Below are 26,189 nucleotides of genomic sequence, written 5' to 3' on the forward strand. Positions count from 1 at the left end.
GGTGGAGGAAACGAAGTGGGGCTGCGCTGGCAGGACTGGCCCGAGGGCCTTGGCGCCCGGCTGCGCGCCGGCTGTGCCATCCCGGCGCATCCGCTGGCGCTGACCCACCGGCGGGAGTTGGACCCGCTGCGGCAACGCGCTTTGTCCCGCTATTACCTGGCGGCCGGCGCCAGGGGCCTCGCCGTCGGCGTCCACACCACCCAGTTCGCCATCCGCCAGGTCGGCCTGTTCGAGACGGTGCTATCCCTGGCCGCGGAGGTCGCCTCCCAGCAGGCGATGCCACCAATCCTGGTCGCCGGCGCCATCGGCCGCACGGAACAGGCGGTGCGGGAGGCAAGGATTGCCCGCGGCCTCGGCTACCACGCCGTGCTGCTGAGCCTCGCCGCCTGGAAGGGCGCCTCCGAGGATGAGATGGTCGCGCATTGCGCGGCGGTGGCGGCGGAAATGCCGGTGTTCGGCTTTTATCTGCAACCCGCCGTCGGCGGCGTGCCCCTGCCGGCCAGCTTCTGGAAGCGCTTCGCCGCCATCGAGAACGTCGTCGCCATCAAGATGGCGCCCTTCGACCGCTACGCGACGCTCGACGTGCTGCGCGGCGTGCTGGAAGCCGGCGCGGTGGACCGCGTTGCCCTCTATACCGGCAACGACGACCACATCGTGGCCGACCTGCTGACGCCCTTCGCGCTGGCTGGCGCGGAAAAGCCGCTGCGCATCCTCGGCGGCCTGCTCGGGCATTGGAGCGTCTGGACCAAGGCGGCCGTCGATCTGCATGCACGCTGCCGCGGCGCCGACGTGACGCCCGAGCTGCTGGCGCTGGACGCGCAGGTGACGGAGATGAACGCCGCCGTCTTCGACGTGGCGCATGACTTCCACGGCGTCATCGCCGGCTGCCATGAGGTGCTTCGACGGCAGGGGTTGCTGGACGGCATCTGGTGCCTCGACCCGGCCGAGGGTCTCTCGCCCGGGCAGGCCGACCTGCTGACCGCGGTGGCCGCACGCTATCCGCATCTGACGGACGACGCCTTCGTCCGCGCGAACCTCAACACCTGGCTGTCCTGAAGGAATTATTAAGCATGGCGGAACGCCGCATCGGCCTCATCATGAACGGCGTCACCGGCCGGATGGGCATGAACCAGCACCTGATCCGCTCTATCGCCGCGATCCGGAGAGACGGCGGCGTGAAGCTGGCGAATGGCGACCGGGTGATGCCCGACCCGATCCTGGTCGGCCGCAACCGGGAGAAGCTGGAGGCGCTGGCGAAGGCCCATGGCATCGCACGCGTTTCAACGGACCTCGATGCCTGCCTGGCCGATCCGAACGACACCTTGTTCTTCGATGCGGCGACGACGCAGATGCGCGCCGGCCTGCTGACCAAGGCGATCAACGCCGGCAAGGACATCTATTGCGAGAAGCCCACCTCGGACAACCTCGCGGAGGCGATGGCGGTCGCGCGGCTGGCGAAGCAGAAGGGCATCAAGGCCGGCGTGGTGCAGGACAAGCTGTTCCTGCCCGGGCTGCGCAAGCTGAAGATGGCGATTGACAGCGGCTTCTTCGGCCGCATCCTCAGCGTAAAGGGCGAGTTCGGCTACTGGGTGTTCGAGGGCGATCTGCAGCCGGCGCAGCGCCCGTCCTGGAACTACAAGAAGGACGAGGGCGGCGGCATCATCCTCGATATGCTCTGCCACTGGCGCTACGTGCTGGACAACCTGTTCGGCAATGTCGAGAGCGTGTCCTGCCTGGGTGCTACGCATATCCCGACCCGCATCGATGAATCCGGCAAGCCCTACAACGCGGACAGCGACGATGCGGCCTATGCCACCTTCCAGCTCGAAGGCGGCGTCATCGCGCACATCAACTCGAGCTGGGTGACGCGCGTGCGCCGGGACGACCTGGTGACCTTCCAGGTCGACGGCACGCATGGCAGCGCCGTGGCCGGATTGCAGAAGTGTTGGACGCAGTCCCGTGTCAACACGCCGAAGCCGGTATGGAGCCCCGACACGCCGCAGCCGATCAACTTCTACGAGGGCTGGCAGGAGATCCCCGACACCGAGCCGATGCCGAACGGTTTCCGCGTGCAGTGGGAGCTGTTCTTCAAGTACCTGGCAGGTGAGGTGGACACCTATCCCTGGGACCTGCTGGCCGGCGCCAAGGGCGTGCAGCTGGCCGAGGCCGGCCTGCAATCCTGGGCCGAGCGCCGCTGGATCGATCTGCCGAAGCTGGAGGTCTGAGCAATGCCGAGCATCAAGCTGCCGGAAGGCGACTACACGCTGCAGGGCCCGCGCGACTTCCCGAAGGCGACGCCGCCGTTCCCGCGCGTGGCGCTGGCCGCCGCGCATGTCGTGGCGGACACGCTGGCCGAGCAGGACCCATGGCTCGATGCGAAGATCGACTGGGACCGCACCATCGCCTTCCGCAAATACTTGTGGTCGCTCGGCCTTGGCGTGGCGGAGGCGATGGACACGGCGCAGCGCGGCATGGGGCTGGACTGGATCGCGGCGCAGGAACTCATCCGGCGTTCACTGGACGCGATGCAGGACCACCCCGGCGCTGTGATGGCGAGCGGTGCCGGCACGGACCACCTGGCCCCCGGCCCCGATGTCACCGTCGATGACGTGATCCGCGCCTATGAGGAACAGTGCGAAGCTGTGGAGGCGATGGGCGGCCGCATCATCCTGATGGCATCCCGCGCGCTGGCCAAGGCGGCGAAGTCGCCGGCGGATTACGAGCGGGTCTATGACCGCATCCTGACCCAGGTGAAGCAGCCCGTCGTCATCCACTGGCTGGGCGAGATGTTCGACCCGGCGCTGGAAGGCTACTGGGGCAATCACGACCACATGGCAGCGATGGACACCGCGCTGGCCGTGATCCACGCGCATGCCGACAAGGTCGACGGCGTGAAAGTCTCGCTGCTGGACGACAAGAAGGAGATCTCCATGCGCCGGCGCCTGCCGAAGGGCGTGCGCATGTACACCGGCGACGACTTCAACTACGCCGAACTCATCGCCGGCGACGAGCATGGTTACTCCGACGCGCTGCTCGGCATCTTCGACCCGATCGCGCCGGCGGTGGGCGGCGCGCTGGCCAGCCTGTCGAAGAACGACCTGACCACCTTCCACGACATCCTGGCACCGACCGTGCCGCTGTCACGCCACATCTTCAAGGCGCCGACGCGCTTCTACAAGACTGGCGTGGTGTTCATGGCGTGGCTGAACGGCCACCAGGACCACTTCGTCATGGTCGGCGGCCAGCAATCCACCCGCAGCATCCGCCATTTCTCCGAGCTGTTCCGCCTGGCCGACAAGGCCGGCCTGCTGCGCGACCCGGATATGGCGGTGGCGCGGATGCGCACCCTGCTCGCGCTGCACGGTGCCGCCTGATGCGGATGTCGCTCAACACCGTCACGGTGAAGGAGAAGTGGGGGCTCGCCGAGTGCATCGAGGGCTGCGCCCGGCACGGCATCCCCGGCATTTCCCCTTGGCGCGACGTGCTCGGCGCCATGGGCGTCGAGCATGCGGCGCGCCAGATCCGCGACGCCGGCCTGACCGTAACCGGCCTCTGCCGCGGCGGCATGTTTCCCGCCAATGACCAGGCCGGCCGCGACGCCGCGATCGAGGACAACCGCCGCGCCATCGCCGAGGCGCATGCCATCGGCGCGAAGTGCCTCGTCGTGCTCGGCGGCGGCCTGCCGCCCGGCAGCAAGGATTTGCCCGCAGCGCGCGAGATGCTGCGCGAGGGGCTGGCAAAGATCCTGCCGGATGCGCGCGCCGCCGGCGTGACCCTGGCGCTCGAGCCGCTGCATCCGATGACCTGCGCGGATCGCTCCGTGCTGTCCACGCTCGGCCAGGCGCTCGATCTCTGCGACGAACTCGGCGAGGGTACCGGCATCGCACTCGACGTCTATCATGTCTGGTGGGACCCGGACCTCGCGGACCAAATCGCCCGCACCGCCGGCCGCATCGCCGGCTTCCATGTCTGCGACTGGAAGGTGCCGACCACCGACACGGTATTCGACCGCGGCATCCCCGGCGAGGGCGTCATCGACATTCCCGCGATCCGCCGGATGGTGGAAGCGCAGGGCTATGACAGCTTCGCGGAAGTTGAAATCCTGTCGAAGCACTGGTGGCAGCAGGACCCGGACGAGGTCCTGGCCCTGCTCAAGCAACGTCACGTCGACGCCGTCTGAACCAACGGGGAGAAGAAGAATGTCCGCGAACCGCATCACCCGACGAAGCATTATGGCCGCCGCGCTTGCCGCACCGGCCGTCGCCCGCGCGCAGGGCGCTGCCTGGACGCCGACGCGCCCGCTGCGCTTCGTCGTGCCCTTTCCGCCGGGTGGTGCGACCGATGTGGTGGCGCGCGTGCTGGCGGACCGCATGCAGGCGGTGCTTGGCCAGCCCGTCACGGTGGAAAACCGCACCGGCGCCGGCGGCAACGTGGGCGTTGAGAACGTGGTGCGCAGCGCACCGGATGGCTATTCCATCCTGATGGGCACGACGGGCACGCTGACCATCAACCCGCACCTCTACACCAACATGGGCTTCAACCCGGCGACCGACCTGACACCGATCGGCATGGCCTTCGCCACCGACCACGTGCTGATCGTCAACCCCACTGTCCCGGCGCAGAACCTGCAGGAATTCCTGGCGCTGCTGCGGGAACGGCCCGGCGCGCTGTCCTACGGCTCCGGCGGCAACGGCTCCTCCACCCATCTGGTGCCGGAGCTGTTCAAGATGGTGGCCGGCGTGCAGATGCAGCACGTGCCGTATCGCGGCAGCGCACCGGCACTGAACGATACAGTTGCCGGCAACGTGCAGGTGATGCTGGACCAGTTGCCCTCCGCGCTGGCGCAGGTGCAGGGCGGCCGCGTGCGGGCGCTTGCCGTCACCGGCCCGAAGCGCAGCAGCCTGCTGCCGAACCTGCCGACCTTCGCCGAGGCTGGCCTCGCCGACGCACAGGCGACCTCCTGGGGTGCGGTGATGGGCCCGGCCGGCATGCCGGCCAACGTCACGGAGCGTCTCAGCGCCGTGATCCGGGACGTGCTGGCGGAACCCGCCGTGCAGCAGCGCCTGGCGGCCGCCGGGGCCGATGCAGTGTCCTCCACCCCCACCGAACTCGCCACCACGATGCGAGACGAGACCGCGAAGTGGGGCCGCGTGGTGCGGGAGGCGCGCATCACCGTGAACTGAAGTCTTGACGGCGGCCGCAGCCGGGCGAAGCTGCGGCCGCACCTGAAGGCGTCGTTCATGCGTTCCCTGCCTCGCTGGGCCTGGCTTGCCATCCTGCTCGGCCTGCTTGCCGCGACCGCGCTCATCCTGCTGGCGATGGGGCGGGAGCCGATCTGCAAATGCGGCAGCATTAAGCTGTGGCATGGCGAGGTCGTCAGCGCCGAGAATTCCCAGCACATCACGGACTGGTACACGCCGTCGCACATCGTGCACGGCCTGCTGTTCTACGGCGCGCTGCACCTGCTGGCTGGGCGCTTCGGCCTGCTGCCGCGCGCCGTGATCGCGACGGTGATCGAGGCGGCGTGGGAGATCGTCGAGAATACCGAGATGGTGATCCAGCGCTACCGCGAGGCGACCATCGCGCTGGACTACTTCGGCGACAGCGTTCTGAACTCCGTCAGCGATATCGCCGCGATGTGGCTGGGCTTCGCGCTGGCGGCGCGGCTGCCGGTCTGGGCCAGCGTGGCGCTGGCCTTGGCGCTCGAGATCGGCGTCGCGCTGGTGATCCGCGACAACCTGACCCTCAACGTCCTGATGCTGCTCTGGCCGCTGGATTCCGTCGCGGAGTGGCAGGCGGCGCGGTAGCCAGCGCTATTCCTCCGCCCAGTTCAGCTCCTGCTGCACCAGACTTGCCCAGTAGGCGGCGCCGAGGCCCAGGATCTCGTCGTTGAAATCGTATTGCGGCGTGTGGACGTTGTGGAAGCTGCCATCGGCCTTCATGCCGTTGCCGATGCGCATGAACACGCCGGGCTTCTCCTGCAGCATGAAGGCGAAATCCTCGCCGCCCGTGCTCAGGCCGACCTCGCCCACCCGGTCCTGGCCTACCACCGCCGCGGCGGCGGCGATGGCGACAGGCAGCTTCGCCGCCGCGTTCACCGTGGGCGGGCAGAGCGGCACGTAGGTCAGTGTCGCGGTGCACCCCTGCGCCGCGGCCAGCGTCTCGGCCAGCGTCTGCAGGCGCGCACGGATGATCGCCTGGGCACCGGTCTCGAAATAGCGCGCGGTGCCGCGCACCACGATCTTGGACGGCATGACGTTGGGCGAGTCGAAGCTGCCGCCCGAAACATGGCCGACGGACAGCGCGGCACTGGCGGTGGGCTTCAGGTTGCGCGGCAGGATGGACTGTACCGCCAGCAGGAAGTGCCCGAGCACCACGGTGGCATCGGTGGCGAGGTGCGGCGCGGCGCCGCCATGCCCGCCGGTGCCCTGGAACTCCACGCCCCAGAAATCCGCTCCCGCCAGCATCGGCCCCGGCCGCGTGGCGAAGCTGCCCACCGCAAGGCCCGGCGAATTGTGCAGGCCATAGACGGCATCGACAGGAAAGCGCTCGAACAGCCCGTCGCGGATCATCGCCGGCGCGCCGGTGCCGGCTTCCTCGGCCGGCTGAAAGATGAATTGCACGGTCCCGGCAAAATCCGGCCGGCCGGCCAGGTAGCGCGCGGCGCCGAGCAGCATGGTGGTGTGCCCGTCATGCCCGCAGGCATGCATCTTGCCCGGCACGGTGGAGGCATGCGCGAAGTCGTTCTCCTCCTGGATGAACAGCGCATCCATGTCGGCGCGCAACCCGATGGCGCGCTGTCCGGGGCGGCTGCCCTTCAGCGTGCCGACCACGCCTGTGCCGCCGATGCCCTCCGTCACCTCGATGCCCCATTCGCGCAGCTTGCCGGCGACCAGGGCGGCGGTGCGGTGCTCCTCAAAGCGGGTCTCGGGATGCCGGTGGATATCCTGGCGAATCTCCCGCAACTCGGGCTCATAGACCTTGATCGCGTCGAGGATGTCCTGCCGCATCGATGATCTCCGTTCGGTCGTTTCAGCCAGGCCAGGCCGCATTCGGCATCGGCGCCATCGCCGCGAAATCCGGCTCCAGCGTCGCGCCCAGGCCCGGCGTCTCCAGGCTGCCGATATCCAGCATTCCGTCCCGGATGGCCAGCCGCGGCCCCTTCGCGGTATCCGCATACAGCCTTGGATGCGCCTCCAGAAAACGATACGCCTCCGCCTTCGGACGCCCCGCGAAGCCATCCACGAAATGATGCCCGTTGCGTTCGACATGTGGCAGGCCGAGCAGCGCGACCAGCGCCAGATCCTGCTGCACGCAGACGCCGGCCAGCGTGGTCAGGTCCTCCGCCGACATGAAGTAGCGGTCGCCGCCTTCTTCCGCATTCCAGGCGCGGCAGCGCGCCAGGTTGATGAAGGACCGCCAAACGCCTTTGCAGGCCTTGGAGGAGACGCCTGCATAGCCCAGCGCACGGCCCGTCACGAAGGCATCCAGCGGCCCGTCGCTTTCATCGATGATTACGGGGCGCTCCGCCGCCAGTGCCGCCATGCCGGTGTCCAGCGCGCGGGCCCGCTTCACCGGCTGCTCGATGTAGAGGATGGATTGGCACAGCCGCGCCAGCCGCGGTTCCGCCTGCATCGCCCGCCACAGGGCCAGCGCGCCCTCGGCATCCTCGTACTGCTCATTGCCGTCGAGGCTGGCGTGGTAGCCATCCGGCTGGCGATCCAGCACGCTGGCGATCCGCGACAGGCGGTCCACATCCTGCGCGATGTTGCCGCCGACCTTCAGCTTCCAGTAGCGGTGGCGGTAGATTCGAGAAATCTCCTCCAGTGTCTCCGGCAGCCCGTCATTCACCCGCGTATCCTGGTCCGACGCCGTGATTGGATCGACCAGGCCCACCGTGTGCCGCGCATGCAACCGCATCAGCGGCGCCTGGCCGGCCAGCATCGCGCCGAAATCGAAGGCCGCAAGATCCGGCGCCACGCCATGCGTCGTCATGCCGCCGATATTCGCGCGCATCCCGGTCCAGAAGCTGACGCCCTTCGCCTTCAGGGCCGCATCGAGCATGGCGCGGTCCAGCAGCGCGCGGCCGTAGCTCGCGACCAGCGGGTTCAGCGCCTCCGCGGCCGCCGCCCGGGTCACCGCCGCATAGCTGTTCGCGAAATGACCGAAGGCGGTATCCGCGCCCGCACCGCGCGTCGCTTCCGTCGCAAGCTCCAGCGCACGCCGCAACTGCTGTTCGTTCTGCGCGTCGGACAGCCTCGGGTCCTTGTCGAACCACTTGGCCGCCAGCGTTTCCGCCGAGATGCCCCAGGCTTCCGTGCCGTCCTCCAGCCGGATGCGCGCGCGCACCACCGCCTGCCGGCCCTGCGTCACGGTGATGACACCGAAGCGGAAGGGCAGGCGCAGCGTGAACGGCCATTCGAAACGCTGCGTCTCGACCAGGGTGAACCGCATGCTCATGGCTCCAGGATGCCGCGCAGATAGCCGATGGCGCGCGCCGCGCTCGTCGGTCCATCGGGATGGTAGTCGAAGGGTTCCACCGCGCAGAAGCCGGCATAGCGCGTCTCGTGCAGCGCGGCGAACACCGGTGCGAAGCGATCGGTACCTTGCCCCGGCCCGCGGCGGTTGCGGTCGTTCAGGTGGACATGCGCGATCCATTCCATCGGCACGAAGCGGCGCAGCAGATCCGCCGCCGGCTCGGCCTCGCCATTCCCGGCGGCGCTGACATCCAGCATGGTCTTCAACCCCGGCGAGGCGATGCGGGAGACGATCGCCACGGCCTCCGCCACCGTGCGCGCCCAGTTGGTCTGCGCGGCATCGAGCGGCTCAAGGCAGTAGGTCATCGCATGTTGCGCCGCCCAGGCGCCGGCCAGCGCCAGCGCCTCCTCCGCCCGCACCGCATCGCCATCCGCCGCGACGTGGCGCTGCTTCGGCGAGCCATGCACCAGCAGCGTCGCGCCGAGATCCGCGGCCAAGCCCACCAGGCGCTGCATTACATCCAGCGTGCGCGCGCGCAGCGCCGCGTCGGCGTTCGTGATGGAAAGCCCCGCCGGCGCCAGCAGCAGCCAGTGCAGCGATGTGATCGGCGCGCCTTCCTCCCGCGCGATGCGGCGGAGTTCGGCGCGGCGCGCGGCGGGCAGCAGGTGCGGCGCCTCCGCATCCAGGGTGAAGGGCGCGACCTCAAGCCCGTCATAGCCCAGCGCCGCGGCCAGCCGCGCCTGCTCCGCGAAGGGCAGCGCCGCGACCACCTCGTTGCACAGCGAAATCCGCATCGGCGCAGGGTCTCCAGGACCAGCATCTCTTGCGCGGAACACGGTACCAGCGCAACCGCTTGACCGTGCGGAAGCCGCGCGCAAGCCTGTGCCGATGCTGAGCTTCCGCGCCGCCACGAGAGCGGATCTTCCGCGCGCCGCCGCGCTGTCGGCCCTGGTCGGCTGGAACCAGGTGGAAGCCGACTGGTCCGTGTTCCTGGAACACGGCGAGGTGCGCCTGCTGGAGGATGCGGCGGAAGGCCTCGCCGCCAGTGCCGCGCTGCTGCCCTATGGCGCGGATCTCGCCTGGATCTCGATGGTTCTGGTGCGCCCGGACCAGCGGCGGCGCGGTTTGGCTAGCGCCCTGCTCCGCTGGGCGATGCAGGCGCGGCCCGGCATCCGCGGCCTGGCGCTGGATGCGACGCCGGCGGGGCGGCAGGTCTACGGGTTGCTCGGCTTCGCGGATGTCTTCGGCTTTGCCCGCTGGTCGCTGCCCGAGGCGCTGCCGCCGCAGGCCATCCCGGTGCGGCCGATGAGGGAGGCCGACTGGCCCATGGTGCTGGCATTGGACACCATGGCCTTCGGCGCGCCACGCCTGGCGCTGCTGCGCAACTTCGCCGGCCGTGCGCCTGCGCTGGTGGCGGAGGGCGGCTTCGTGCTGGCCCGGGACGGGCTGCGCACGCCGCAGATCGGCCCGGTGGTGGCGCAGGACGAAGCCACCGCCACCGCCCTGGTCGCCGCCGCACGCTCCGCGCTGGGCCGCCCCGCGGTGCTCGACGTGCCGGATGCCGCGACCGGCCTCGCCGCGCTGCTGGCCGCGCATGGCGGCGCGCCGCAACGGCCCTTCACCCGCATGGCACTCGGCACGATGCCACCCGGGCAGCCGGCGCAGAACTTTGTGCTCGCCGGGCCGGAGTTCGGTTGACGAAGCCCCGGAAGGGGTCCCACCATCGCCGGTAACCGGTGGGTTACCACCAATGCAGGGGAGGTCAGGACAGGCCATGTCGATCACACGCAGGACGCTTCTGGCAGCGAGTGCCGCCGGCCTCGCCGCACCCGCGCTGGCACAGGGCGCCGGCTGGCGGCCGGACCGGCCCGTGACCCTCATCGTCCCCTGGGCCGCCGGCGGATCGACCGACCAGATGGCGCGCATCGTGGCGACGGAGCTGGAAGCCGCCCTCGGCCAGCGCTTCGTCGTGGTGAACCAGCCGGGCGCCTCGGGCTCCATCGGCACGCGCAACGCGCTGGAGGCGGCGAAGGACGGCATGACCTGGGCCGCCGGCGCCGCCGTCGATGTCGGCTGCTACAAGGTGCTGGGCCTGCTCGACACTCAGTTGCAGGACTGGAACCTGTACTTCGCGGTGGCCAACGTGAACGTGCTGGTCGCCAACCCATCCGCCAACATCCGCGACTTCGGCGCAGCGATGGAAGCGTTCAAGGCGCGCGGCGCCAGCACCTCCGTCGCCACCGCGGGCGTGTCCTCCGCCGGCCACAACATGATGGAGGCGGTGCGCGCCGCCTCGCAGATCCAGTACCGTCACGCGACCTATGATGGCGGCAACCCGGCGATGATCGCGACCGTCAGCGGCGAGACGCCGATGGGCGCCGTGCTGCTGGTGGAAGCAGCCGAGATGATCCGCGCCCGCCGTCTGGTCCCGCTCGCGGTGCAGTCCGAACAGCCGGTGACGCTGCAGGGCGTGGGCGAGATCCCCTCCGTGCGCCGCTGGCTGCCGAACATCCCGGCGCCGCTGAACTATTTCGGCATCTGGACGCCGAAGGGCGTGCCGGAGAACGTCATCAACACGATGAACCAGGTGTGGCAGGAAAAGATCGCCAACAGCCAGCGCCTGAAGGACTATTCGAACCAGCGCGCCGCCGTCTTCGCACCGCTGCATGGCCAGAACGCCCATGACGAGGCCTGGAAGATGGTCCGCCAGACCGCCTGGCTGTACTTCGATGGCGGCAAGGCGCAGGTCAGCCCGGACACGTTGGGCATCGCCCGGCTTTGAGTGAGGACGCGCCTGCCACGAGCGAGCGCGCGCCGCTGCCGCCGCGGGTGGATCTGTACACCGCGGCGGTGCTGCTGGCGCTCGGGCTGGGCGTGGTGGCGCTGGCCTGGCGGATGCCGACCTTCGTGGAGCAGTCCGGCACCGGCCTGACCGCACCGGGCATCGTGCCCGGTTTCCACGGCATGGTGGTGGCGCTGCTGTCCGTGCTGCTCGGCCTGCGCGCCATTCGCCAGGGCGCGCTGAAGCGTGGCACCGCCCAGGCCGGCGCCTGGAGCCGGGAGGATGCGCGGCAGCTTGGCACCGCGGCGCTGCTCGGCGTGCTGTATGCCGGTGTGCTGGTGGGCCGCGTGCCGTTCTGGCTGGCCGCCAGCCTGTTCGTCTTCGCCTTCACCGCCGCCTTCGAATGGCAGGATGGCCCCGTCGGCCGCACCCGGCGCCTCATCGAGGCCGCTCTGCTCGGCCTCGCCACCGGCGGCCTGGTGACGCTGGTGTTCGAGCAATTGTTCCTCGTGAGGCTGCCCTGAACAATCCCATCACGATGCTGGGCGACGGCTTCGCCCATGTGCTCGCCGGCGGCGCCATCTTCCATGCCTTCTGGGCGGTGCTGATCGGCATCGTCGTCGGCGCCCTGCCGGGGCTGACGGCGACGATGGGCGTGGCGCTGCTGACCACGCTGACCTTCACCATGGGGCCGCAGGTCGCCATGCTGGTGCTGGTCTGCGTCTATGTCGGCGCCATCTACGGCGGCTCACGCTCCGCGATCCTGCTGAACATCCCGGGCACGCCGGCCTCCGCGGCCTCCACGCTGGATGGGTTTCCGCTGGCGAAGCAGGGGCTCGCCGGGCGGGCCATGGGCATCTCCACGCTGGGGTCCTGGTGTGGCACGCTGTTCGGCACGCTGATCCTGGCGATGTTCGCGCCCAGCTTCGGCGAATTCGCGCTGCAATTCGGCAGCTACGAGATGTTCTGGGTGGCGCTGTTCGGCATCGTCATCGCCGGCAGCCTGTCCGGTGGCGACCCGCTGAAGGGCTACATCGCCGGCTTCCTGGGCCTGCTGGTGGCGACCATCGGGCAGGAGACCAACCACGCCTATCCCCGCTTCGCCTTCGGCAACGCGGACCTTGCCGGCGGGCTCGGCCTGTTGCCGGTGCTGGTCGGCGTGTTCGGCGTGGCGGAGGTGCTGAACGCCATGCGCGGCCCGGCCGTGAAGGCGGTATCCGCCAAGATCGACAGCGTCATCCCGCGCATCCGCGACGTGACGCAGTACTGGCGCACCATCCTGCGCTCCGGCGCGCTCGGTACCTTCATCGGCGCCATGCCCGGCCTGGGCGAGGACATCGCCGCCTGGACCAGCTACGCCGCCGCCAAGCGCGCGTCCAAGGAAAAGGAGCTGTTCGGCAAGGGCAGCGTCGAGGGCCTGATGGCCGCCGAGACGGGCGAGAGCGCCTGTGTCCCCGGCGCCATCATTCCGGTCCTGACACTGGCCGTGCCGGGTTCCGCGCCGGCGGCCGTGCTGATGGCGGCGATGATGATCCATGGGCTCAATCCCGGGCCGATGCTGGCGATCACCGCGCCGGAATTCATCTACCAGATCGTCGCGATGCTGGTGATCGCCGACATGGTGAAGCTGGTCTATGGCCTGATCCTGGTGAAGCCGCTGCTGTGGGTGCTGCTGATCCCGCGGTCGCGCCTCATGCCCATCGTCTTCGTGCTGTGCACGGTGGGAGCATTTGCCATCACCTCCCGCCTGTTCGACATCTGGGTGATGCTTGGCGCCGGGCTGGTCGGTTTCATCCTGCGCGAGCTGCGCTTCCCGATGGCGCCGCTGGTGCTGGGCATCGTGCTGGGCGAATTGCTGGACAAGAACCTGCTGCGGGGCCTGGTGCTGACCGGCGGCGACGTCTCGCCCTTCTTCACCCGGCCGATCAGCATGGCGCTGTGCGTGCTGACGCTGCTGGCGGTGGCCTGGGCGATCCCGGGCTTCGTGCCGCGGGTGATGGGCCTGTTCGGCCGGCGGCGGACCGCCTGATCAGCACCTGATCAGCAGGTGCTGGCGCGACCTTCGGCGAAGTCCAGCAGACAGGCGGCGTAGCGCAGGGTGAAGCGCCAGTCGCCGCCGGCGCCGTGGCCGGAAAGCCCCTGCGGCCGGTCCAGCAGCAGCAGCGCCGCGGTGCGTGGCGCCAGCCTGGCGAAGGCGGCGGCGCGGCCGGACGGGTTGGGCGCGTATTCGTCCCCGGCGAAGGTTGCGACGACAACGCGGGTCGTCGGCGCGTTCGCGGCGGCGACGACCCGGGAAAGGTCATCCAGCGCCCAGGCATGGGCTGGGCTGCCGGTCGGGCCATGCGCGGCGGGGGCGATGGCGATGACGGCATCGGCGCGCACTGTGGACCCCATCGGCGCATCCAGCGCCGCCAACGCGTCCCATGCGCCGCGCGACTGGCCAGCTGCGATCACCCGCGCATAGCCCCGTGCGCGCAACTCGGCCAATGCCAGGCGCATGCGGGCGGCGCCAGCCTCGGTCTCGTCCGTTTCCGGGTCGCGATCCAGGCGCAGAACGTCGTAGCCGGCATTGTTGAAGGCGCGGGCATGCGGCTGCGGCTGGCTGCCGCGGCTGTCGGCGCCGCCTGCGGCACGGCCATGCGCCCAGAGATAGGCGCCGCGCGCCGCCTGCGGCCCCTGCCACAGGAACCGCCGATCCGGCATCAGGGACCAGCCGGGCCCACCGGCCAGCGCGGCCCGCGGCGTTTCGGGGGCCGGCCGGGCCGCCTCCGGCCAGACGATGTCGAGGTCGCGTGCGTAGACCCGGCATTGCGTGCCGCCATGGCTGGCACAGTTGTGCAGCGCCCGGTCGACGCTCGCCTGCGGATCATCGGCGATGGCCGCGGCCCAGCCCCAGGCGCCGCCGGCCGACAGTGCGAAGGCGCGCGGCGTGGGTTGCAGCAGGAAGCGCCGGTAATCCGCCCGACCTTCCGGTGACAGGTGCGGCACCCTGGCGGCATCCAGCAGCGGCAGGCTTTCCGCCCGCGCGGCCGGACCGAGCGCCAGGATGACGAGCAGGCTCAGCACGATGCGGGGGATGGGCATCAACATGTCGTGAGCAATGGAACCAGAGGACAAGAAGCTTGTCCAGCACGATTCGCGTCCGACCCGCTTGCCCCGGCGCGGCTTCGGCGGCATGGTCCGCCGCCTTTCGGGCCGGCCGACCGGCCCCGGCCGACCAGGGGATTCTCGGATGCGCGTCAAGGACGTGAAGAAGGTCGTGCTTGCCTATTCCGGCGGGCTCGACACCAGCGTGATCCTGAAGTGGTTGCAGACCACCTATCAGTGCGAGGTGGTGACCTTCACCGCCGACCTCGGGCAGGGCGAGGAACTCGGCCCGGCGCGCGACAAGGCGCTGCTGCTCGGCATCAAGCCCGAGAACATCTTCATCGACGACCTGCGCGAGACCTTCGTGAAGGACTTCGTCTTCCCGATGTTCCGCGCCAATGCGCTGTACGAGGGGATGTACCTGCTCGGCACCTCGATCGCCCGGCCGCTGATCTCCCAGCGCCAGATCGAGATCGCGGAACAGGTCGGCGCCGATGCCGTGGCGCATGGCGCGACCGGCAAGGGCAACGACCAGGTGCGCTTCGAACTCAGCTACTACGCGCTGAAGCCGGACATCAAGATCATCGCGCCGTGGCGGGAATGGGAGCTGACCAGCCGGACCGCGCTGATCGCCTTCGCCGAACAGCACCAGATCCCGATCGCCAAGGACAAGCGCGGCGAAAGCCCGTTCAGCGTCGACGCCAACCTGCTGCATTCATCCTCCGAGGGAAAAATCCTGGAGGAGCCCTGGGACGCGCCGGACGAGATGGTGTGGCAGCGCACCGTCAGCCCGATGGACGCACCCGACCGCGTCACGGAAATCACCATCGAGTTCGAGCGCGGCGACGCCGTCGGCATCAACGGTGAGCGCATGTCGCCGGCGACGCTGCTGACGAAGCTGAACGCGCTGGGCCGCGAGAACGGCATCGGCCGGCTCGACCTGGTGGAGAACCGCTTCGTCGGCATGAAGTCGCGTGGCTGCTACGAGACGCCGGGCGGTACCATCCTGCACACCGCGCATCGTGCGATGGAAAGCATCACGCTGGACCGCGAGGCCTGCCACCTCAAGGACAGCCTGATGCCGCGCTATGCGGAGATCATCTACAACGGCTTCTGGTTCGCGCCCGAGCGCCGGATGATGCAGGCGCTGATCGACGAGAGCCAGGCAAGCGTCACCGGTACCGTCCGGCTCAAGCTGTACAAGGGCAACACCATCGTCACCGGGCGGCAGTCGCCGCACAGCCTGTATTCCATGAAGCACGTTACCTTCGAGGACGACCAGGGCGCCTACGACCAGTTCGATGCGCAGGGCTTCATCAAGCTGAACGCGCTGCGGCTGCGGCTTGGCGCGATGGCGGGCCGGCGCGGCGGCGCGTTGTAGACCCCGCGTTCAACCCTGCTTCGGCGGCCGCAGGCGCCAGCGCTTGCGGAGCCGCCGGAACAGGCCGCGCTTGGCCAGCGGCTCGAACATCTCGTCCGGCCCCTCGGGGTCCAGTACCTCGTTGTCCGCGAGCCAGGCCTCCACGCTGCTGAGGTCTGGCGTCTCGTAGGGTTGCAGCGTACGGCCGGGGCGACGCAGGGCCTCGATGGCGCCGATCAGCGAGCCCCGCGCCGCGATCTCCCGCGCTACCTCCTCCGGCGTGCTGCCCAGGTGCTCGGCCAGCAGTCCGTCGCGCACGCCCCGGATCTGGTCCTCGACGCCCGGGTTCAGCGCCGCGTCCAGCACCACGTCGCATTCCGTGTCGAGGCGCAGGGACCGGTTGTTCATGTTGGAGGATCCGACGCGCAGCACGCGGTCATCCACCACCAGCACCTTCGCATGCACATAGATCGGCTGCCCGCCGGCGGTCATGGGATGGTAGATGCGGAATCGCCCCTGCGGGTCGTGCCGGCGCAGCGCCTCTCGCAGCCGGGCGCGGGCCGAATCCATTGCGATCGGCTCCAGCCAGCCCTGCGCCGAGACCGGGTTGACCAGCACGATCTCCGGCCCCTCCGGCTCCTCCAGCCGCCGCGCGATCGCCTCGGCGATGCGGCGGGAGGCGAAGTACTGGCTCTCGGCATAGATGCAAGCCCGCGCATCGGCGATGAGGTCGAGGTAGAGGCGCTCGATCTCATGGATTCCCGTGACATCCGGCATCTCCGGCTGGGTGCGGGCGATGCCGATCCGGACGTCGCGGAACTGCGCATGCAGCGCCTTCGGCCAGCAGTCGCTGCGCACGGTGGCCGGAGCCAGGGTCATGCCGCTGGCCAGCCGCCAGCGTTCCCGCGCCAATTCGCCGACGGCGGCGGCAACCGGGCCTTCCAGCGCTGTGGTCGCATCGTGCCAGGGGCCGTGCAGGCTGCCGCCGGGGCGGACGCGGCGCGGTTCCTCGTCCAGATGCTCGCGCGTGTCCCAACGGTCGCCCGTCATGTCGATGCCGCCGCAGAAGGCCAGGCAATCGTCGATCACCACGATTTTCTGGTGGTGCGACCCGCCGGCCGGATGTGCGCCATCGAAGCGGGAGGTGATGCGCTTGTGCGCCTTCCAGCGCAGCAGCGTCAGGATGGTGGTGCCGCGGAACAGCGCCTTGATGGCGCCGAGGTCCCAGTGCAGCAGGAAGATCTCGAGCTCCGGTCGCCGCCTCACGAGCCAGATGATGAAATCGCCGAGGCCATTCGGCGCATCCTTCGAATCGACACCCGGCGTCAGGTCGATGCGTGCATCGAAGTCCCAGCCGATCAGCATGATGCGCCGCTGCGCCGCCATCATCGCCGCACGCGCGGAGGCGAAATACTCCGCGGCATCGATGATGACGGTGGCACGGGTGGCCTGTTCCACCCGCCAGACATTGGAGCCGGGGCGCAGAGCGGTTTCGGAGGTCGGCACGGCGGGAGGTGGCATGGCGTGCATCGCTCCATTGGATCGCGGTGCGCCATGCGGTCAAGCCTGCTGTTGCAACCCCGCGATGGGTTGATCCGCAACGCTGCAAATGCCCTCACGCACAGATCAAATCAGCCTGCCGGCAGTCGCACGATGAAGCGCGCACCCAGGACCGCGCCGCCGGCATCGCGCCGGTTCTCGGCCGCGATCCGGCCGCGCAGCCCTTCCACGATCTGCTTCGAGATGGACAGGCCGAGGCCCGAATGCTGGCCGAACAACTCGCTGCTGGGACGCTCCGAATAGAAGCGGTCGAAGATGCTTTCGAGCTTGGCGTCCGGGATGCCCGGGCCTTCATCCTCGATGACGAACTCCACCATCTGCCCGGTGCGCCGCGCCCGCAGCGTCACCTTGCCGCCCTTCGGGCTGAAGGAGATGGCATTGCCTATCAGGTTGCGGAATACCTGCACCAGACGCCCCTCGACGCCGCGCACGATGAGGCCGGAGGCCGGCGCCTCGATCTCCAGCCGCGGGTCCTCCTCCTCCCGCGTCGCCGCCTGCAATTCGCCGAGCGCGCCGAGGATGGGCGCGACATCCACCGGCTGCGCGATGGTGCGTGACAATTCCGCGTCGACTCTTGAACTATCCGCGATGTCGTTGATCAGCCGGTCCATCCGCACCGCGTCGTCGGAGATGATGGCCAGCAGCCTGCGCTGCTTCACCGGGTCCTCGATGCGCCGCAGCGTCTCGATCGCGCTGCGCACGCTGGTCAGCGGGTTGCGCAACTCGTGCGCCACATCCGCCGCGAAGCGCTCATTCGCGTCGATGCGCGCCCACAGCGCGCGCGCCGCCGTCTGCAGGTCGCGCGCCAGCACGCCGATCTCATCCTCCCGCTTCAGCAGCGGCGCCGGCACGCTGCCGCCGCGGCCCTCGCCCTCGCGCATCGCGGCGGCGGAGCGCGCCAGTTGCAGGATCGGCGTGGCAATGGTGCGCGACAGGTACAGCGACAGCAGCACCGTCAGCACCAGCGCGATGGCGAACAGCACGAGCACGGAGACGCGGATGTCGAGCAGCCGCTGGTCCACCTCCCGCGCCTCCCGCGTCAGCAGCACGATGCCGACGGAGGCCGCGCCGCGCCGCGCAGGCTCCGCGACGGAGACCAGCAGGCGGCCATCCGCGGTGCGGCGGATATACGGACGCACGCCGCCTTCCAGCGCCAGGCGCAACTCCTCCCGCCGATCGGTACCGCTGCTGCCGCCGAATTCCGGCTGCCAGTCGAAGGACGGCGCATTGGGGTTCACATCCACCAGCATGCCGGTGCCGCCGCTGCCGCGCGGCAGCACCGCCAGCACCCGTTCATAGATGCCGGCGACGGTGCCGGCGAAGGCACCGCGCGGCTCCGGCGGGGTCAGCGGCTCCGTCACGATGGCGCCGCCAGGGCCCTCCCGCACCCGGCTGTCGGCCACCAGCAGGCCGGTGTTGTCGAACAGCCTGGCCTGGGTGTTGGGAGAAGGCTCCACCAGCCGCCGCAGCAGCGGCCGCGCTGCCTCCGGCACCAGGATTGTGCGGTCGTCGCTGGGGCGGGAGGCTGCCTCTCCGATGGCCGCCGCGTAGATGCGCGCCTGGGTGCGCAGCGCCTCCACCTCCGCCGCCAGCAGGCCGTTCTGGTACTGGTCCAGGTACAGAAGTGCCGCGGCCAGAAGCGCAGGCGGCAGCACGTTCATCAGCAGGATGCGGCGCAGCAGCGGCGACATCCAGCGCCGCCGCCGCGGCTCCGTCTTCACGGCAGGGGAGGGTGCGCCACCCGCATCCGGCATCTTGTCTCAAAATTCCCATCGGTTGGCTGCCGTAGGGTAACGCGGAATGGCACAGGGAGGCCATGCCGGTTGCAAGCCGCGTCGGAACAGCCAAGACTCGCCGCAAACCAGGGAAACGACCGAAAATGCTCGGATTGATGCAGGACTGGCCGCTGCGGCTTCACCGGCTGATCGACCATGCCGCCCGCCACCACGGCGCCCGCCCCATCGTCAGCCGCAGCGTGGAGGGTCCGGTCCATCGCACCGACTATGCCGCCATCCACCGCCGGTCCCTGGCCCTGGCGCAGCGCCTGGCGCGCGAAGGCGTGAAGCCCGGCGATCGGGTGGCGACGATGGCCTGGAACACCTGGCGCCATATCGAGGCCTGGTACGGCATCACCGGCGCCGGCGCTATCTACCACACGCTGAACCCGCGCCTGTTCCCCGACCAGATCGCCTGGATCCTGAACCACGCCGAAAGCCGCCTGATGTTCTGCGACCTCAGCTTTCTCAAATTGCTGGAAGGTCTGGCGCCGAAGCTGCCGCACATCTTGCGGTTCATCGTGCTGACGGGGCCGGAGACGATGCCGGAGACCAGCCTGCCCGGCGCGGTGGATTACGAATCCTGGCTGGCCGAGGCGGATGGCGACTTCGAATGGGTGGCGGGGGAGGAAAATGCGGCCGCCGGCCTCTGCTACACCTCCGGCACCACCGGGGAGCCGAAGGGCGTGCTGTATTCGCACCGTTCCAACGTCATCCACGCGCTCGCCTGCAACGCCCCGGACATGCTGGGGCTTTCGGCCACGGACCGGGTGATGCCGGTGGTGCCGATGTTCCACGCCAATGGCTGGTGCCTGCCCTTCATCGCGCCGCTGTCCGGTGCTTCCCTCGTGCTGCCCGGGCCGAAGCTGGACGGTGAATCGTTGCAAAGCCTGATGCAGGCGGAGGGCGTCACCTTTACTGCCGCGGTGCCGACGGTCTGGCTCGGCCTGCTGCAGTACCTGGAGGCGTCTTCTGCACCGCTGTCCACGCTGAAGCGCGTGGTGATCGGCGGCTCCGCCTGCCCGCGCGCCCTCACTGCCGCCTTCGAGCGCCGCGGCGTGCATGTGGTGCATGCCTGGGGCATGACGGAGACCAGCCCGATCGGGACCATCTGCGGCGTCAAGCCGGAAGTGGCAGGCCGCGACGCCGAAGGCACGCTAGACCTGCAGGAGACCCAGGGTTTCCCGCCCTTCACGGTGGACATGCGGATCGTCGGCGACGACGGCGCGGAAAAGCCCTGGGATGGCACCACCTTCGGCAACCTCCAGGTGCGGGGCCCCACCGTGACGCGCGGCTACTTCAAGGCGGAGCGTGACGCGCTGACGCCGGATGGCTGGTTCGAAACAGGGGATGTCGCGACCATCGACCCCGCCGGCTACATGCATATCACCGACCGCACCAAGGACGTGATCAAGTCCGGCGGCGAGTGGATCTCCTCCATCGAGTTGGAGAACCTCGCCATGGGCCACCCGGACGTGGCCGAGGCTGCGGTGGTGGCGGCACGCCACCCGAAATGGGACGAACGGCCGCTGCTGGTGGTGGTGCCGAAGGCGGGGCGGGAGGTATCCCGCGACAGCCTGCTGGCCCACCTGGCGCCGCAGGTCGCGAAATGGTGGCTGCCGGACGACGTGGTGGTGGTGGCTGAGATCCCGCATACCGCGACCGGCAAGATCCTGAAGACCAAGCTGCGGGAGCAGTTCGCAGGCTATTTCGGGGTGCCGTAGGACCACCCGGATGACCCGCCCACGCATCGGCCTCGCCCTCGGCAGCGGCGCCGCGCGCGGCTGGTCGCATATCGGCGTGATCGAGGCGCTGGGCGAGGCCGGCATCGTGCCGGACATCATCGCCGGCACCTCCATCGGCGCGCTGGTCGGCGCTGCGCAGGTCGCGGGACGCCTGCCTGCGTTGCGGGACTGGGTGGCGGCCGCGACCTGGCGGGACATCGTCGGCCTGCTGGATGTCCGCCTGACCGGCGGCGGGTTGATCGAGGGCGACGACCTGCTCGAGTTCCTCCACGGCCTCGGCATCGACGCGCCGATCGAGAGCTACCCCACCCGCTTCGCTGCCATCGCCACGGACCTCGCCACGGGGCGGGAGGTCTGGCTGCAATCAGGCCCGATGGCGGCCGCGGTGCGCGCCTCCGCCGCGCTGCCTGGCCTGTTCAGCCCGGCGCGGGTGGAGGGGCGGTGGCTGGTGGATGGCGGGCTGTGCAACCCGGTGCCGGTCTCCGCTTGCCGCGCTCTGGGGGCGGAGGTGATCCTGGCAGTCAACCTCAACGGCGACCTGCTCGGCCGCCGCTTCCAGGTTGAGCCGGAGCCGCCACCCGCCACACCGGCCGTTCCCGCCGAAGGCTTCGTCGAGGCGCTGCGCCACCTGCCCGTGACGCTGCGCGGTCAGGCCGCCACCATCGGCGCCCGGCTGTTCCCGCCGGCACCGGCGACACCGGGCTATTTCGACGTGCTGGCCAATTCCATCAACATCATGCAGGACCAGATCACCCGCACCCGCCTGGCCGGGGAGCCGCCGCACGCCATGCTGCTGCCGCGCCTGCGTGACATGGGGCTGATGGAGTTCCAGCGCGGGCGGGAGGCGATCGCCGAAGGCCGCGCCTGCGTCGAACAGGCGCTGCCGACGATCCGCCGCTACCTGTAGGGTCAGGCTTCCTTGTAGCGATAGCCCAGCCCGTACAGCGTCTCGATCTGCTGGAAGTCGTCATCCACCTGCCGGAACTTCTTCCGCACCCGCTTCACGTGGCTGTCGATGGTGCGGTCATCCACATAGATGTTCTCGCCATAGGCACCGTCGATGAGCTGGTCGCGGTTCTTCACCATGCCGGGCCGCACCGCCAGCGCCTTCACCAGCAGGAATTCCGTCACCGTCAGCTGCACCTGCTGGCCCTTCCACATGCAGGTGTGCTTCGTCTCATCCAGCACCAGGTCGCCGCGGGCGATGATGCCGCCTGCGGGGGTGCCGCTGCCCTCGGCGCGGCCGGCCTCGTTGCGGCGCAGCAGGGCGCGGATGCGCTCCAACAGCAGGCGCTGGCTGAACGGTTTGGTGATGTAGTCGTCGGCGCCGAGCCGCAGGCCCATCAGCTCATCCAGCTCGTCATCCTTGCTGGTCAGGAAGATCACCGGCATGGCGCTGCGCTGGCGCAGGCGCTGCAACAGCTCCATCCCGTCCATGCGCGGCATCTTGATGTCGAGCACGGCGAGGTCCGCCGGCTTGGCCATCAGGCCCTGCAAGGCGCTTTCGCCATCCGTGAAGGTGCGAACGGTGAAGCCTTCCTGTTCCAGGGTCATGGACACGCTGGTCAGGATGTTGCGGTCGTCGTCCACCAGGGCGATGGTATGCGGCACGGGTGCGGACCTCCTTGAGGGGCGGAAACGGCGCCAGACGGATAGACTGAAGTGCAATTGTGGCAAAGCCACGGTCACGCAGCCGTGCTGCCATGATGGGGGGCCGAGTGACGGAACAGCCAGGGTTCGAGGCGCGCAAACTGCTGCGCGCCGCCGCCTCCGCCACCCTTGCGACAACGACCGGCGCCCAGCCCTTCGCCAGCCTGGTCACGCCCGCCTACCTGCCGGACCTGACGACGCTGCTGCTGCTGTCCGACCTGTCCGAGCACACCCGCCACCTGAAGGCAGAGCCACGCTGCGCCCTGATGGCGCAGGGTGCGCCGGACGGCGCCAACCCGCAGACCGCGCCGCGCGTGACGCTGACCGGTCTGGCGGAGCCGGTCCCGGCGGCGGAGGTCGCGGTGCTGAAGCCGCGCTGGCTGGCCCGACACCCCTATGCCGCCCTCTACGCCGATTTCGGCGACTTCCACCTGTGGCGCATCACCCCCGCCGCGGCCCTTCTGGTCGGCGGCTTTGCGCGTGCCACGCGGCTGCGGCAGGAGGCGCTGCTGCCGGACGCCGCGGCAGTGGCGGCGCTGGCCGCGACCGAGGCCGGCATACTCGGCCATGTGAATGAGGACCACGCAGATGCGCTCGCCGCCATAGCCACCTTACTACTCGGCCAGCCGGCAGGAGATTGGCGGATGGTGGCGGTGGACCCGGATGGCTGCGACCTGACCTCCGGCGACCGCGTGGCACGCCTGCCCTGGCCCACCCCGGTCGCCGACGCCAACGGGGTGCGTATGGCCCTGGTCCAGGCGGCGCGGGATGCAAGAACAAGAAAGTAACCAGCCGGTTCGCGTTGCTTGTGACAGCTTACCCGCCCTAATTTCGCCGCCAGCGGCGCCCAGAGGGGACGACGATGATGTGGCGGGCGCGTTAGGCGTCGAACCACATCCATTTGGAGGATAGTCATGACGTCCGAGGTATCCGCCCTGGCCGGGACCGGTGTTGCCGGCCCCGCCACCATCCACGCCAACCTGACCGCACCGGGCCTCTATGCCCATGCGCTGCGGCGGGGCGAGGGGCGGCTTTCGGCGGACGGCGCCTTCATGGCCGTCACCGGCCAGCACACCGGCCGGTCCGTCCAGGACAAGTTCGTGGTGGACGACCCCTCGGTGCATGATGCGATCTGGTGGGGCAAGGTCAACCGGCCCCTGGCGCCCGAGAAGTTCGCCGCCTTCGCCGGAAAGGTCCGCACCTGGCTCGGCGAGAAGCCGGAACTGTTCACGCAGGACCTGTATGCCGGCGCCGATCCCGCACACCGCATCAAGGTGCGCCTGGTCACCACCAATGCCTGGCACGCGATGTTCGCGCGCAACATGTTCATCCGCCCGCCGCGCGAGGAACTGGCCGGTTTCAAGCCGGACTACACCATCCTGCACGCCCCGGAATACGAGGCCGACCCGGCCGTCGATGGCTGCCGCACCAGCACGCTGATCGCGCTGTCCTTCGCCGCGCGCACCATCTGCATCGCCGGCACCAGCTATGCGGGCGAGATCAAGAAATCCATCTTCACCGTGATGAACTGGATCCTGCCGGACCGCGGCGTGCTGCCGATGCACTGCTCCGCCAACCTCGGCAAGGATGGCGATACCGCGCTGTTCTTCGGCCTGTCCGGCACCGGCAAGACCACGCTGTCCTCCGACCCCGAGCGCAGCCTGATCGGTGACGACGAGCATGGCTGGTCGGACACCGGCGTCTTCAACTTCGAGGGCGGCTGCTACGCCAAGGTCATCAAGCTGTCGCGGGAAGCCGAGCCGCAGATCTGGGACGCCAGCCACCGCTTCGGCGCGGTGCTGGAGAACGTGGTCGGCGACGACTACGGCAGCCTCGACCTCGACGACAACGGCCTGACCGAGAACACCCGCGCCTGCTACCCGATCGAGTTCATCCCGAACACGGTGCAGGGTGGCGTCGCCGGGCTGCCGAAGAACGTGGTGATGCTGACGGCGGACGCCTTCGGCGTGCTGCCGCCGATCGCCAAGCTGTCCGCCGCCCAGGCGATGTACCACTTCCTGTCCGGCTACACCGCGCGCGTTGCCGGCACGGAAAAGGGCCTGGGCAAGGAGCCGCAGGCGACGTTCAGCACCTGCTTCGGCGCCCCGTTCCTGCCGCGCCACCCGGAAGTCTATGGCCGCATGCTGGCCGAGCGCATCGCCCGCGACGGCGCCGAGGTGTGGCTTGTGAACACCGGCTGGACCGGCGGCGCCTACGGCACCGGCAATCGGATGAGCATCCAGCACACCCGCGCGCTGCTGCGCGCCGCGCTGGACGGATCGTTGGCCAAGGTGGAGTTCCAGCGCGACCCGTACTTCGGCCTGATGATCCCGAAGTCCGTTCCGGGCATCCCGGCCGAGGTTCTAAACCCGCGCGACAGCTGGGCCGACAAGGACGCCTATGATCGCCAGGCGAAGCAACTTGTCTCCCTGTTCGAGCAGAACTTCGAGAGCTTCGCCGGCGCCGTCAGCGACGATGTGAAGGCTGCGGCAATCCGCACGGCCGCCTGAACCGACAATCGGGTGGGCCCTTCGAATGGCCCACCCGATCCGGCCGGCAGGGCTCAGCCCGCCGCATCCCGCCCGGCATCGCGATCCTTTTCCGCGTGCAGCGTGCCGGGCAGGCGGTAGCTGATCATACCGCGCTCGACGAAGGACAGGTCCAGCATGCGGCGGAATTGCCCCGCGCGCCGGCGCTGTTCCTGTCCAGGCAGCAGCTTCCGCAACAGCCGGTCCGCGCCGTTGCGCAGGCGCAGGAAGGGCAGCACGCCGAAGGTCGAGGCCTTCGGGTAGTTCAGCTGGTCCGCCATCTCGTCGCCGATCAGCGCACGAGAGACGCGATAGACATAGCGCGAGAGCCTGCGCCGCGCCGCGGGCTCCGTGATGCCCGCGACCAGCGGTGCGGAATTGATCAGGCTGTTGGCCAGCATGATCGCCTCCATCTGCGGCTTCGGCTCGCACATCCGCCCGATCGCGACCAGGTGCAGCGCCTCCGCCTCCGTCGCCGCCTGCAAGTCCGGCGGCACGCCCATCAGGTGGCCGGCATAGCGCCAGACCAGCATGATGCTCTCGGCTTCCTCCGCGGAGAAGCGCAGCCCGAGCTGGCGTCCACGATGCAGCAGCAGGCCGGAAAAGGCGGCGGTAGCGAAGCCGATATGCGCCGCATGCAGCGGCACCCCCCAGGCCGGTTCCTCCCACTCCGGCGATCGGCTCAGCAACTGTCGGATGCGGGCATGCATCAGCCGGATGCGGACCGAAAGCTTCCAGCCCTCTCCCTGCCGGTCCAGCCCGCCCGGCATGAAGATCTCGACCAGGTGGCGGTTGTTCTGCTGCAACCGCCGAACCCCCTGATCCGTCACCCGGCCAGTGATGGCGAAGGATTTGCTGATCAGCGTCGCGAAGCCCTCGATCAGCACGGCACCGACGAATGCGCCGATCAGCATCTCCGAATTGCCATGGAAGGCCCGATGGCCCGCGCGCGTTGCTGCCGGATGGTACCAGTCCGGCACGCGCTCGGCCTCCGCGAAGAAGGCGCGCATCTGTTCCGGTGCCTCGGCCAGCGCCCCGCCGCCGCCCTCGATCCCCAACTCGATCCAGCGGCGCCCGACGCTGGACTCGACCGAGGCCAGGGCGGCATCGGCCAGCGGATCACCCTTGCCGGTGAAGCGGAGATAGGTTTCGGCCAGCGCCGGGTCATGATGGCCTGCGAGGGCGAAGCCCGCCACGTAATCCTGCGGGATGATCATGACTGCG

General features: G+C 69.4%; 23 protein-coding genes. 15 read left to right on the forward strand and 8 right to left on the reverse strand.

Translation table 11 applies throughout. The annotated features are described in order from the left end of the window. Positions 1 to 15: 15 nt before the first annotated feature. The 6 genes from ACLF3G_RS10790 to ACLF3G_RS10815 are packed head-to-tail and all read left to right on the forward strand — an operon-like array spanning position 16 to position 5,807. Entirely contained in the window at positions 16 to 1,056 is a 1,041-nt protein-coding gene (locus tag ACLF3G_RS10790; protein ID WP_430669369.1) for a dihydrodipicolinate synthase family protein, read from the forward strand. Between the two features lie 14 nt (positions 1,057 to 1,070). After that, the gene (locus ACLF3G_RS10795) at positions 1,071 to 2,225 is read left to right on the forward strand and encodes a Gfo/Idh/MocA family protein (RefSeq protein WP_430669370.1); all 1,155 of its coding nucleotides are present in this window, start codon (positions 1,071 to 1,073) and stop codon (positions 2,223 to 2,225) included. A 3-nt stretch (positions 2,226 to 2,228) separates the two neighbouring features. Then, complete coding sequence (locus ACLF3G_RS10800) at positions 2,229 to 3,374, forward strand: dihydrodipicolinate synthase family protein (RefSeq protein ID WP_430669371.1); 1,146 nt, start codon at positions 2,229 to 2,231, stop codon at positions 3,372 to 3,374. Then, the gene (locus tag ACLF3G_RS10805; RefSeq protein WP_430669372.1) at positions 3,374 to 4,180 is read left to right on the forward strand and encodes a sugar phosphate isomerase/epimerase family protein; all 807 of its coding nucleotides are present in this window, start codon (positions 3,374 to 3,376) and stop codon (positions 4,178 to 4,180) included. The genes ACLF3G_RS10800 and ACLF3G_RS10805 overlap by 1 nt, the downstream gene beginning before the upstream one ends. Positions 4,181 to 4,199: 19 nt before the next feature. Next, on the forward strand, positions 4,200 to 5,183 hold the full coding sequence (locus tag ACLF3G_RS10810) for a Bug family tripartite tricarboxylate transporter substrate binding protein (RefSeq protein WP_430669373.1): 984 nt from the start codon (positions 4,200 to 4,202) through the stop codon (positions 5,181 to 5,183). Positions 5,184 to 5,240: 57 nt separating this feature from the next. After that, the gene (locus ACLF3G_RS10815) at positions 5,241 to 5,807 is read left to right on the forward strand and encodes a DUF2585 domain-containing protein (RefSeq protein WP_430669374.1); all 567 of its coding nucleotides are present in this window, start codon (positions 5,241 to 5,243) and stop codon (positions 5,805 to 5,807) included. 6 nt (positions 5,808 to 5,813) lie between these two features. Here ACLF3G_RS10815 and ACLF3G_RS10820 read toward each other — a convergent pair whose 3' ends face one another. Genes ACLF3G_RS10820 through ACLF3G_RS10830 form a run of 3 tightly spaced genes read right to left on the reverse strand, consistent with a single transcriptional unit; the run spans position 5,814 to position 9,272 of the window. After that, positions 5,814 to 7,010 carry an amidohydrolase gene (locus ACLF3G_RS10820; protein ID WP_430669375.1) on the reverse strand — a complete coding sequence of 399 codons (1,197 nt, stop codon included), beginning with the start codon at positions 7,008 to 7,010 and terminating at the stop codon, positions 5,814 to 5,816. Between the two features lie 22 nt (positions 7,011 to 7,032). Further along, positions 7,033 to 8,460 carry a mandelate racemase gene (locus ACLF3G_RS10825; protein WP_430669376.1) on the reverse strand — a complete coding sequence of 476 codons (1,428 nt, stop codon included), beginning with the start codon at positions 8,458 to 8,460 and terminating at the stop codon, positions 7,033 to 7,035. Then, a complete protein-coding gene (locus ACLF3G_RS10830) occupies positions 8,457 to 9,272 on the reverse strand; it encodes a sugar phosphate isomerase/epimerase family protein (protein WP_430669377.1) in 816 nt (271 codons plus the stop codon). Before ACLF3G_RS10830 ends, ACLF3G_RS10825 begins: the two co-directional genes overlap by 4 nt. Positions 9,273 to 9,366: 94 nt before the next feature. Here ACLF3G_RS10830 and ACLF3G_RS10835 point away from each other — a divergent pair, with 94 nt between their 5' ends. The 4 genes from ACLF3G_RS10835 to ACLF3G_RS10850 all read left to right on the forward strand — a co-directional run bounded on the left by ACLF3G_RS10835 (position 9,367) and on the right by ACLF3G_RS10850 (position 13,289). Next, positions 9,367 to 10,176, forward strand: a complete 810-nt coding sequence (locus tag ACLF3G_RS10835) for a GNAT family N-acetyltransferase (RefSeq protein WP_430669378.1) — start codon at positions 9,367 to 9,369, stop codon at positions 10,174 to 10,176. Between the two features lie 76 nt (positions 10,177 to 10,252). After that, on the forward strand, positions 10,253 to 11,260 hold the full coding sequence (locus ACLF3G_RS10840; protein ID WP_430669379.1) for a Bug family tripartite tricarboxylate transporter substrate binding protein: 1,008 nt from the start codon (positions 10,253 to 10,255) through the stop codon (positions 11,258 to 11,260). After that, positions 11,257 to 11,784, forward strand: a complete 528-nt coding sequence (locus ACLF3G_RS10845; protein ID WP_430669380.1) for a tripartite tricarboxylate transporter TctB family protein — start codon at positions 11,257 to 11,259, stop codon at positions 11,782 to 11,784. Before ACLF3G_RS10840 ends, ACLF3G_RS10845 begins: the two co-directional genes overlap by 4 nt. A 14-nt stretch (positions 11,785 to 11,798) precedes the next feature. After that, on the forward strand, positions 11,799 to 13,289 hold the full coding sequence (locus ACLF3G_RS10850) for a tripartite tricarboxylate transporter permease (protein WP_430669381.1): 1,491 nt from the start codon (positions 11,799 to 11,801) through the stop codon (positions 13,287 to 13,289). Between the two features lie 11 nt (positions 13,290 to 13,300). Here ACLF3G_RS10850 and ACLF3G_RS10855 read toward each other — a convergent pair whose 3' ends face one another. After that, the gene (locus ACLF3G_RS10855) at positions 13,301 to 14,350 is read right to left on the reverse strand and encodes a hypothetical protein (RefSeq protein WP_430669382.1); all 1,050 of its coding nucleotides are present in this window, start codon (positions 14,348 to 14,350) and stop codon (positions 13,301 to 13,303) included. A gap of 142 nt (positions 14,351 to 14,492) precedes the next feature. On the opposite strand from ACLF3G_RS10855, the gene ACLF3G_RS10860 reads away from it, so the two are divergent. Continuing rightward, the gene (locus tag ACLF3G_RS10860; protein ID WP_430669383.1) at positions 14,493 to 15,728 is read left to right on the forward strand and encodes an argininosuccinate synthase; all 1,236 of its coding nucleotides are present in this window, start codon (positions 14,493 to 14,495) and stop codon (positions 15,726 to 15,728) included. Positions 15,729 to 15,737: 9 nt separating this feature from the next. On the opposite strand, the gene ACLF3G_RS10865 is transcribed toward ACLF3G_RS10860, so the two are convergent. Further along, the gene (locus ACLF3G_RS10865; protein WP_430669384.1) at positions 15,738 to 17,228 is read right to left on the reverse strand and encodes a phospholipase D-like domain-containing protein; all 1,491 of its coding nucleotides are present in this window, start codon (positions 17,226 to 17,228) and stop codon (positions 15,738 to 15,740) included. Between the two features lie 110 nt (positions 17,229 to 17,338). Further along, a complete protein-coding gene (locus ACLF3G_RS10870) occupies positions 17,339 to 19,021 on the reverse strand; it encodes a stimulus-sensing domain-containing protein (RefSeq protein ID WP_430669385.1) in 1,683 nt (560 codons plus the stop codon). 125 nt (positions 19,022 to 19,146) lie between these two features. On the opposite strand from ACLF3G_RS10870, the gene ACLF3G_RS10875 reads away from it, so the two are divergent. Both ACLF3G_RS10875 and ACLF3G_RS10880 read left to right on the forward strand, forming a co-directional pair. Beyond that, positions 19,147 to 20,766, forward strand: coding sequence for a long-chain-fatty-acid--CoA ligase (locus ACLF3G_RS10875; protein ID WP_430669386.1), 1,620 nt, complete (start codon positions 19,147 to 19,149; stop codon positions 20,764 to 20,766). Between the two features lie 10 nt (positions 20,767 to 20,776). Beyond that, a complete protein-coding gene (locus ACLF3G_RS10880; RefSeq protein ID WP_430669387.1) occupies positions 20,777 to 21,694 on the forward strand; it encodes a patatin-like phospholipase family protein in 918 nt (305 codons plus the stop codon). A gap of 2 nt (positions 21,695 to 21,696) precedes the next feature. On the opposite strand, the gene ACLF3G_RS10885 is transcribed toward ACLF3G_RS10880, so the two are convergent. Further along, positions 21,697 to 22,398 carry a response regulator transcription factor gene (locus tag ACLF3G_RS10885; RefSeq protein WP_430669388.1) on the reverse strand — a complete coding sequence of 234 codons (702 nt, stop codon included), beginning with the start codon at positions 22,396 to 22,398 and terminating at the stop codon, positions 21,697 to 21,699. A gap of 92 nt (positions 22,399 to 22,490) precedes the next feature. Between ACLF3G_RS10885 and ACLF3G_RS10890 the strand changes: the two genes are divergently transcribed. Both ACLF3G_RS10890 and ACLF3G_RS10895 read left to right on the forward strand, forming a co-directional pair. Beyond that, the gene (locus ACLF3G_RS10890) at positions 22,491 to 23,225 is read left to right on the forward strand and encodes a HugZ family protein (protein ID WP_430669389.1); all 735 of its coding nucleotides are present in this window, start codon (positions 22,491 to 22,493) and stop codon (positions 23,223 to 23,225) included. 126 nt (positions 23,226 to 23,351) lie between these two features. Continuing rightward, a complete protein-coding gene (locus ACLF3G_RS10895; protein ID WP_430669390.1) occupies positions 23,352 to 24,947 on the forward strand; it encodes a phosphoenolpyruvate carboxykinase in 1,596 nt (531 codons plus the stop codon). A gap of 53 nt (positions 24,948 to 25,000) precedes the next feature. Here the strand turns inward: ACLF3G_RS10895 and ACLF3G_RS10900 are convergent, their stop codons facing one another. Then, positions 25,001 to 26,182 (reverse strand): oxygenase MpaB family protein, encoded by a 1,182-nt coding sequence (locus tag ACLF3G_RS10900; protein WP_430669391.1) that lies wholly within the window; start codon positions 26,180 to 26,182, stop codon positions 25,001 to 25,003. Positions 26,183 to 26,189: the final 7 nt, after the last annotated feature.

Source organism: Falsiroseomonas sp. HC035 (assembly GCF_050563525.1).
Classification (GTDB): domain Bacteria; phylum Pseudomonadota; class Alphaproteobacteria; order Acetobacterales; family Acetobacteraceae; genus Falsiroseomonas.

What these genes read in the sequence shown, in the direction of transcription:
- ACLF3G_RS10880 (WP_430669387.1), top strand. Translation starts at nt 20,777, where the DNA reads ATGACCCGCCCACGCATCGGCCTCGCCCTCGGCAGCGGCGCCGCGCGC.
- ACLF3G_RS10875 (WP_430669386.1), top strand. Translation starts at nt 19,147, where the DNA reads ATGCTCGGATTGATGCAGGACTGGCCGCTGCGGCTTCACCGGCTGATC.
- ACLF3G_RS10805 (WP_430669372.1), top strand. Translation starts at nt 3,374, where the DNA reads ATGCGGATGTCGCTCAACACCGTCACGGTGAAGGAGAAGTGGGGGCTC.
- ACLF3G_RS10865 (WP_430669384.1), bottom strand. Translation starts at nt 17,228, where the DNA reads ATGCCACCTCCCGCCGTGCCGACCTCCGAAACCGCTCTGCGCCCCGGC.
- ACLF3G_RS10860 (WP_430669383.1), top strand. Translation starts at nt 14,493, where the DNA reads ATGCGCGTCAAGGACGTGAAGAAGGTCGTGCTTGCCTATTCCGGCGGG.
- ACLF3G_RS10840 (WP_430669379.1), top strand. Translation starts at nt 10,253, where the DNA reads ATGTCGATCACACGCAGGACGCTTCTGGCAGCGAGTGCCGCCGGCCTC.
- ACLF3G_RS10835 (WP_430669378.1), top strand. Translation starts at nt 9,367, where the DNA reads ATGCTGAGCTTCCGCGCCGCCACGAGAGCGGATCTTCCGCGCGCCGCC.
- ACLF3G_RS10850 (WP_430669381.1), top strand. Translation starts at nt 11,799, where the DNA reads ATGCTGGGCGACGGCTTCGCCCATGTGCTCGCCGGCGGCGCCATCTTC.
- ACLF3G_RS10825 (WP_430669376.1), bottom strand. Translation starts at nt 8,460, where the DNA reads ATGAGCATGCGGTTCACCCTGGTCGAGACGCAGCGTTTCGAATGGCCG.
- ACLF3G_RS10890 (WP_430669389.1), top strand. Translation starts at nt 22,491, where the DNA reads ATGATGGGGGGCCGAGTGACGGAACAGCCAGGGTTCGAGGCGCGCAAA.
- ACLF3G_RS10815 (WP_430669374.1), top strand. Translation starts at nt 5,241, where the DNA reads ATGCGTTCCCTGCCTCGCTGGGCCTGGCTTGCCATCCTGCTCGGCCTG.
- ACLF3G_RS10800 (WP_430669371.1), top strand. Translation starts at nt 2,229, where the DNA reads ATGCCGAGCATCAAGCTGCCGGAAGGCGACTACACGCTGCAGGGCCCG.
- ACLF3G_RS10870 (WP_430669385.1), bottom strand. Translation starts at nt 19,021, where the DNA reads ATGCCGGATGCGGGTGGCGCACCCTCCCCTGCCGTGAAGACGGAGCCG.
- ACLF3G_RS10830 (WP_430669377.1), bottom strand. Translation starts at nt 9,272, where the DNA reads ATGCGGATTTCGCTGTGCAACGAGGTGGTCGCGGCGCTGCCCTTCGCG.
- ACLF3G_RS10900 (WP_430669391.1), bottom strand. Translation starts at nt 26,182, where the DNA reads ATGATCATCCCGCAGGATTACGTGGCGGGCTTCGCCCTCGCAGGCCAT.
- ACLF3G_RS10820 (WP_430669375.1), bottom strand. Translation starts at nt 7,010, where the DNA reads ATGCGGCAGGACATCCTCGACGCGATCAAGGTCTATGAGCCCGAGTTG.
- ACLF3G_RS10855 (WP_430669382.1), bottom strand. Translation starts at nt 14,350, where the DNA reads ATGTTGATGCCCATCCCCCGCATCGTGCTGAGCCTGCTCGTCATCCTG.
- ACLF3G_RS10895 (WP_430669390.1), top strand. Translation starts at nt 23,352, where the DNA reads ATGACGTCCGAGGTATCCGCCCTGGCCGGGACCGGTGTTGCCGGCCCC.
- ACLF3G_RS10795 (WP_430669370.1), top strand. Translation starts at nt 1,071, where the DNA reads ATGGCGGAACGCCGCATCGGCCTCATCATGAACGGCGTCACCGGCCGG.
- ACLF3G_RS10810 (WP_430669373.1), top strand. Translation starts at nt 4,200, where the DNA reads ATGTCCGCGAACCGCATCACCCGACGAAGCATTATGGCCGCCGCGCTT.